Origin of the sequence: Stenotrophomonas sp. PS02289, assembly GCF_029960115.1 — a bacterium.
Classification (GTDB): Bacteria; Pseudomonadota; Gammaproteobacteria; order Xanthomonadales; family Xanthomonadaceae; genus Stenotrophomonas.
On the sequence record NZ_JASCOZ010000254.1, the window covers coordinates 1 to 4,407 of the forward strand.

The window sequence follows — 4,407 nt, forward strand, 5'->3', positions numbered from 1 at the left end:
TCGGGTGTGACCCTGACCGCGCAGTATTAAGCCCAGCCCCTCACCAATGGGCAGCGCCCCGGCGAAAGCCGGGGCGTTTCTGTTATCGCAATCCGTCAGGCAGATTCAAACCGGTTCGCGGCCACGTTCTTGCGCACGTGCTGCGGATCCCAGATGCGACCGTTCATCGCGATGTAGACGCCACTCGGCAACGACTGCACCGCGCCGATCGCACACCCGATGTTGAACTCCGCGTCCGAACCACGGAAGCGCGCCGGGCTGAGCGCGCCGGTCATCACGATGGTCTTGTCGGCAATGCTGCGCAGGACCTGGCCGGTCTGCACCATCGAATCGGTGCCGTGGGTGACCAGCACGTGGCGGGTCGGCTGCGCGGCGATGGTGGCGCGGATCAGTTCGCGATCTTCGTCGGTGATGTGCAGCGAGTCCTTGCGCAGGATCGGAATCACGTTGAAACGGAAGGTCACGCCGAGTTCGCGCAGGATCATCCCGATCTGCGGATCGCCGATCTGATAGTCCGACTTGTCGTCGAAGTAGATCTTGTCGATCGTGCCACCGGTGGTGATGATCAGTAGTTCTTCCATTGCAGGCATCCTGGGATAGCAGTCAGATCCGCGCGGGGGATCGCGCGACGGTGCCCATGATACGTGGATGTGCGCCGTTACCGTCTGAAGCGTTTCATCAGCCCCGGCGCATTGGCCACGCCAATGATCGCCAGCGCCAGCAGCAGTTCGGCCCAGGCCCATCCGGCGGTGTCCGGATGGCTCCAGGCGCTCATCACGCCGTGGCTGAACCAGAACAGCGCCAGCACCCCGGACCAGAACGCGGCGTTGCCGCGTCGCACCCACACCCCCAGCGCCAGCAGCAGCGGCGGGGTGGTGAACACCAGCTGGGTAGCCAGCCAGTGTTTGTCCTGCCAGAACCACGCGGCGTACACCCCGGCCAGGGCCAGCAACAGGCCGATCAGCGAGGCGTCGCGCCGGGTCATGCCAACCGCCGCGCGATGTCGGCCACGCGCCGGCCCAGCGCCCGCGCCAGCGTGGCTTCGTCGTCGCTGGGCACCGGGTTGTCGTCTGCGCCAGCCACGTGGCTGGCACCGTACGGCGTGCCGCCGGTGGTGGTGTGGCTCAACGCCGGTTCGGTGAAGGGAATGCCCACAATCAGGCACCCGTGATGCAGCAACGGCACCTGCATGGAGAGCAGGGTGGATTCCTGGCCACCATGCAACGACGCGGTCGACGTGAACACGCCCGCCGGCTTGCCGGCCAGCGTGCCATTCACCCATTCGGCTCCCAGCCCGTCCAGGAAGTGCTTCACCGGCGCGGCCATGTTGCCGAAGCGGGTGGGACTGCCCAGCAGCAGACCGCTGCATTCGGCGAGGTCCTCCACGTTGACGTAGGGGGCACCGTCTTCAGGCACCGGCGGACGGGCGGTCTGGGTTACGGCGGCGACCGGAGGCACCGTGCGCAGGCGCGCGCTCATGCCCGCCACCTCGCCGACGCCACGGGCGATCTGGCGCGCCAGCCGCGCCACCGAACCGCCACGGCTGTAGTACAGCACCAGAATCTCCGCCATCTTGTTTCCACATCAGCCTGGGACAGGCCGCAGTATGGGGCCCTTTGTGCCTGCCTGCACCGCGCATCGGGTACGCTTGGTCCCAATGGAACCTCTGGATACCGTCAACCTGTGGATGGAGCGCGTGCGCGACCGCGCGCGCACCGCCAGCTTCGGGCGCTTCCTGTGGCGTCGATTCCTGGACGACCGTCTGTTCCAGGCCGCCGCCTCGCTGGCCTACACCACGGTGTTCGCCTTGGTGCCGCTGGCCATCGTCGTGTTCGGCGTGCTGTCGGCCTTCCCGATGTTCGATCGCTGGAGCGACACCCTCAGCGACTACGTCTTCTCCAACTTCGTGCCCAACGCCGCACGTGCGGCGGAAGGGTATCTGCGCCAGTTCTCGGCCAGCGCCGGCCAGCTCACCGCCGCCGGTTTCATCGCGCTGGTGGTGTCGCTGCTGATCACCCTCAACAGCGTGGAGCAGACCTTCAACCAGATCTGGCGGGTCAGTTCAGCGCGACCGCGGCTCACCCGCTTCCTGGTGTACTGGACCGTGCTCACCCTGGGCGCGATGCTGGCGGCGGCCTCGCTGGCGGTCTCGGCGCGGGTGTTCGCGCTGCCCTTGTTCGGCACCACCGAGGGCCGGCTGCTGGCCAATGCGTCGTTCACCCTGGCCCCGATCCTGATCGAGTTCGTCTGCATCATGCTGGTGTACCGGGTGGTACCGCACCACACGGTCAAATGGCGGCATGCCATCCCCGGCGCGGTGCTGGCGGTGGTGATGCTGGAGCTGGTGAAGTGGGGCATGGGCGCGTATCTGGGCAGCTTCCAGTCCTACCAGAAGCTCTACGGGACGGTCGCGTTCGTACCGATCCTGCTGTTGTGGATCTACCTGTGCTGGGTGTCGGTGTTGCTGGGTGCGTCGCTGGCGTCCTCGATTGCGGCGTTCCGCTACCAGCCGGCGGACCTGCGCCTGCCCACCGGCTATGAAATCTATGGTCTGCTGCGCCTGATCGGCCGCTTCCAGCAGGCGCGCGAGGACGGCCGCAGCCTGGACGACGACGAGATCCTGCGGCTGGAGCCCATGCTGACCGACTCGCTGCTGCAGACCATGCTGTGCGATCTGGAAGCGATCCGGGTGGTGCGCCGTGACGAGCGCGGCGAATGGCTGCTGGCACGCGACCTGGATCGACTGACCCTGGCCGACCTCTACGAAACCACGCAGATGCGCATTCCGGTCAAGGAAGCGTGGCTGCCTTACCGCGATGACAGCCTGGGCTGTGCCTCGGTTCAGGCCCTGGACGCGTTGCGCCTGCCGCTGCGTGAGCTGCTCAAGCGCCGTGTCAGTGACATCTATACCTCCCCCGGAGATTCCCCATGACTGTTCGTCCTCTGTTACTCGCCCTGGGCCTGCTGGGTCTGGCGGCGTGCAAGCCGCCCGCCGAGCCGGCCGCTCCTGCCGCCCCGGAGCCCGCCTCCGCACCGGCCGCCCCGGTGGCACCGGACGAGCCGGCCGCGGCCGACACCGACCGCAAGACGGTGGAATCGCCGCGTCTGGTGCTGCCCGCCGTGGATGGCAGCACGTACGACCTGGCCGCGCATCGCGGCAAATGGGTGGTGGTGAATTTCTGGGCGACCTGGTGCGCGCCGTGCCGCAAGGAAATGCCGGAGCTGTCGGCCCTGCACGCCATGCGCGAGGAGATCGAAGTGGTGGGGCTGGCCTACGAGGACATCGAGCTGGATGACATGAAGGCGTTCCTGAAAGAACGGCCGGTCACCTATCCGATCGTGCTGGTCGACACCTACAACCCGCCGGAAGACTTTGCCATTCCGCGCGGGCTGCCGATGACCTACCTGATCGCGCCCGACGGCAAGGTCGCCAAGGAATTCCTCGGCCCGGTGACGGCGGCGGATATCGAGGCGCAGATCAAGAAGGGCGCTTGATCGCGGCGTGCATCAATCCCCGATCGGGAAGGCCTCGATCGGCTTCAGCACTCCGAAATGCTCTTCATGCAGCTTGCCCTTCAGTGGCGGCAGCTCCGGGATCGGCTCGTCCACGTGCGTATCGGGCAGCCGGTCCAGCAGATTGCGGATCAAGGTCAGGCGCCCGCGCTTCTGGTCATCGAAATCCACCAGCGTCCACGGTGCCGTGTCGTGATGGGTAGCGCGCAGCATGGCCTCGCGCGCTTCAGTGTAGGCGGTGTATTTGCTGCGTGACTTCAGGTCCACCGGCGACAGCTTCCAGCCCTTCAGCGGGTCCACGTGGCGTTCGGCGAAGCGCTTTTCCTGCTGCGCCTGGTCCACGCTCAGCCAGTACTTGAACAACAGGATGCCGTCGTCCACCAGCAGTTGCTCGAACACCGGCGTCTGCGCCAGGAAGGCCCGGTATTGCGCCTCGGTGCAGTAGCCCATCACATGCTCGACGCCGGCGCGGTTGTACCAGCTGCGGTCCATCAGCACGATCTCGCCGGCGGCGGGCAGGTGGGTGACATAGCGCTGGAAGTACCACTGCGTGCTTTCGCGCTCGGTCGGCTTGGGCAGGGCCACCACCCGGCATTGGCGCGGGTTGAGGTGTTCGGCGATGGCCTGGATCGCGCCGCCCTTGCCGGCGGTGTCGCGTCCCTCAAACAGCACCAGCACGCGTTGCCCACTGTGCTGGACCCAGCGTGCCATCCGCGCCAGTTCCAGCTGCAGCGGTTCCAGCAGGGCCTCGTACTCCTTGCGCTTGAGTTTGCTCATGCATGCCTCGTCAGCCGACAGGAGCATCAAGCGTACATCGGACGGCGTTGCTCCGATGTTGGGGATATGACCGGTAGCGCCGGCCGTTGGCCGGCCCAGGCGGTCCGTGGGCCGGCC

The 4,407-nt window shown here is 66.6% G+C and carries 6 protein-coding genes; 2 read left to right on the forward strand and 4 right to left on the reverse strand.

Annotated elements, in window-relative coordinates:
- Nucleotides 1-95: 95 nt before the first annotated feature.
- The 3 genes from QMX83_RS20425 to wrbA form a co-directional block, all read right to left on the reverse strand.
- Nucleotides 96-581 carry an asparaginase domain-containing protein gene (locus QMX83_RS20425; protein WP_125361309.1) on the reverse strand — a complete coding sequence of 162 codons (486 nt, stop codon included), beginning with the start codon at nucleotides 579-581 and terminating at the stop codon, nucleotides 96-98.
- Nucleotides 582-658: 77 nt separating this feature from the next.
- A complete protein-coding gene (locus tag QMX83_RS20430; protein ID WP_282298465.1) occupies nucleotides 659-985 on the reverse strand; it encodes a DUF2069 domain-containing protein in 327 nt (108 codons plus the stop codon).
- Entirely contained in the window at nucleotides 982-1,572 is a 591-nt protein-coding gene (wrbA, locus tag QMX83_RS20435; RefSeq protein ID WP_282298466.1) for an NAD(P)H:quinone oxidoreductase, read from the reverse strand. Before wrbA ends, QMX83_RS20430 begins: the two co-directional genes overlap by 4 nt.
- An 85-nt stretch (nucleotides 1,573-1,657) precedes the next feature.
- Here wrbA and QMX83_RS20440 point away from each other — a divergent pair, with 85 nt between their 5' ends.
- Nucleotides 1,658-2,932, forward strand: a complete 1,275-nt coding sequence (locus QMX83_RS20440; RefSeq protein WP_282298467.1) for a YihY family inner membrane protein — start codon at nucleotides 1,658-1,660, stop codon at nucleotides 2,930-2,932.
- Nucleotides 2,929-3,495, forward strand: a complete 567-nt coding sequence (locus QMX83_RS20445; RefSeq protein WP_282298468.1) for a TlpA disulfide reductase family protein — start codon at nucleotides 2,929-2,931, stop codon at nucleotides 3,493-3,495. Before QMX83_RS20440 ends, QMX83_RS20445 begins: the two co-directional genes overlap by 4 nt.
- A 12-nt stretch (nucleotides 3,496-3,507) precedes the next feature.
- Here the strand turns inward: QMX83_RS20445 and ppk2 are convergent, their stop codons facing one another.
- Nucleotides 3,508-4,290: a polyphosphate kinase 2 gene (gene ppk2, locus QMX83_RS20450; RefSeq protein ID WP_282298469.1), complete on the reverse strand. Its 783-nt coding sequence runs from the start codon at nucleotides 4,288-4,290 to the stop codon at nucleotides 3,508-3,510.
- Nucleotides 4,291-4,407: the final 117 nt, after the last annotated feature.

Coding starts and splice junctions, on each gene's coding strand:
- QMX83_RS20440 (WP_282298467.1), top strand. CDS start 1,658: ATGGAACCTCTGGATACCGTCAACCTGTGGATGGAGCGCGTGCGCGAC.
- QMX83_RS20430 (WP_282298465.1), bottom strand. CDS start 985: ATGACCCGGCGCGACGCCTCGCTGATCGGCCTGTTGCTGGCCCTGGCC.
- ppk2 (WP_282298469.1), bottom strand. CDS start 4,290: ATGAGCAAACTCAAGCGCAAGGAGTACGAGGCCCTGCTGGAACCGCTG.
- QMX83_RS20445 (WP_282298468.1), top strand. CDS start 2,929: ATGACTGTTCGTCCTCTGTTACTCGCCCTGGGCCTGCTGGGTCTGGCG.
- QMX83_RS20425 (WP_125361309.1), bottom strand. CDS start 581: ATGGAAGAACTACTGATCATCACCACCGGTGGCACGATCGACAAGATC.
- wrbA (WP_282298466.1), bottom strand. CDS start 1,572: ATGGCGGAGATTCTGGTGCTGTACTACAGCCGTGGCGGTTCGGTGGCG.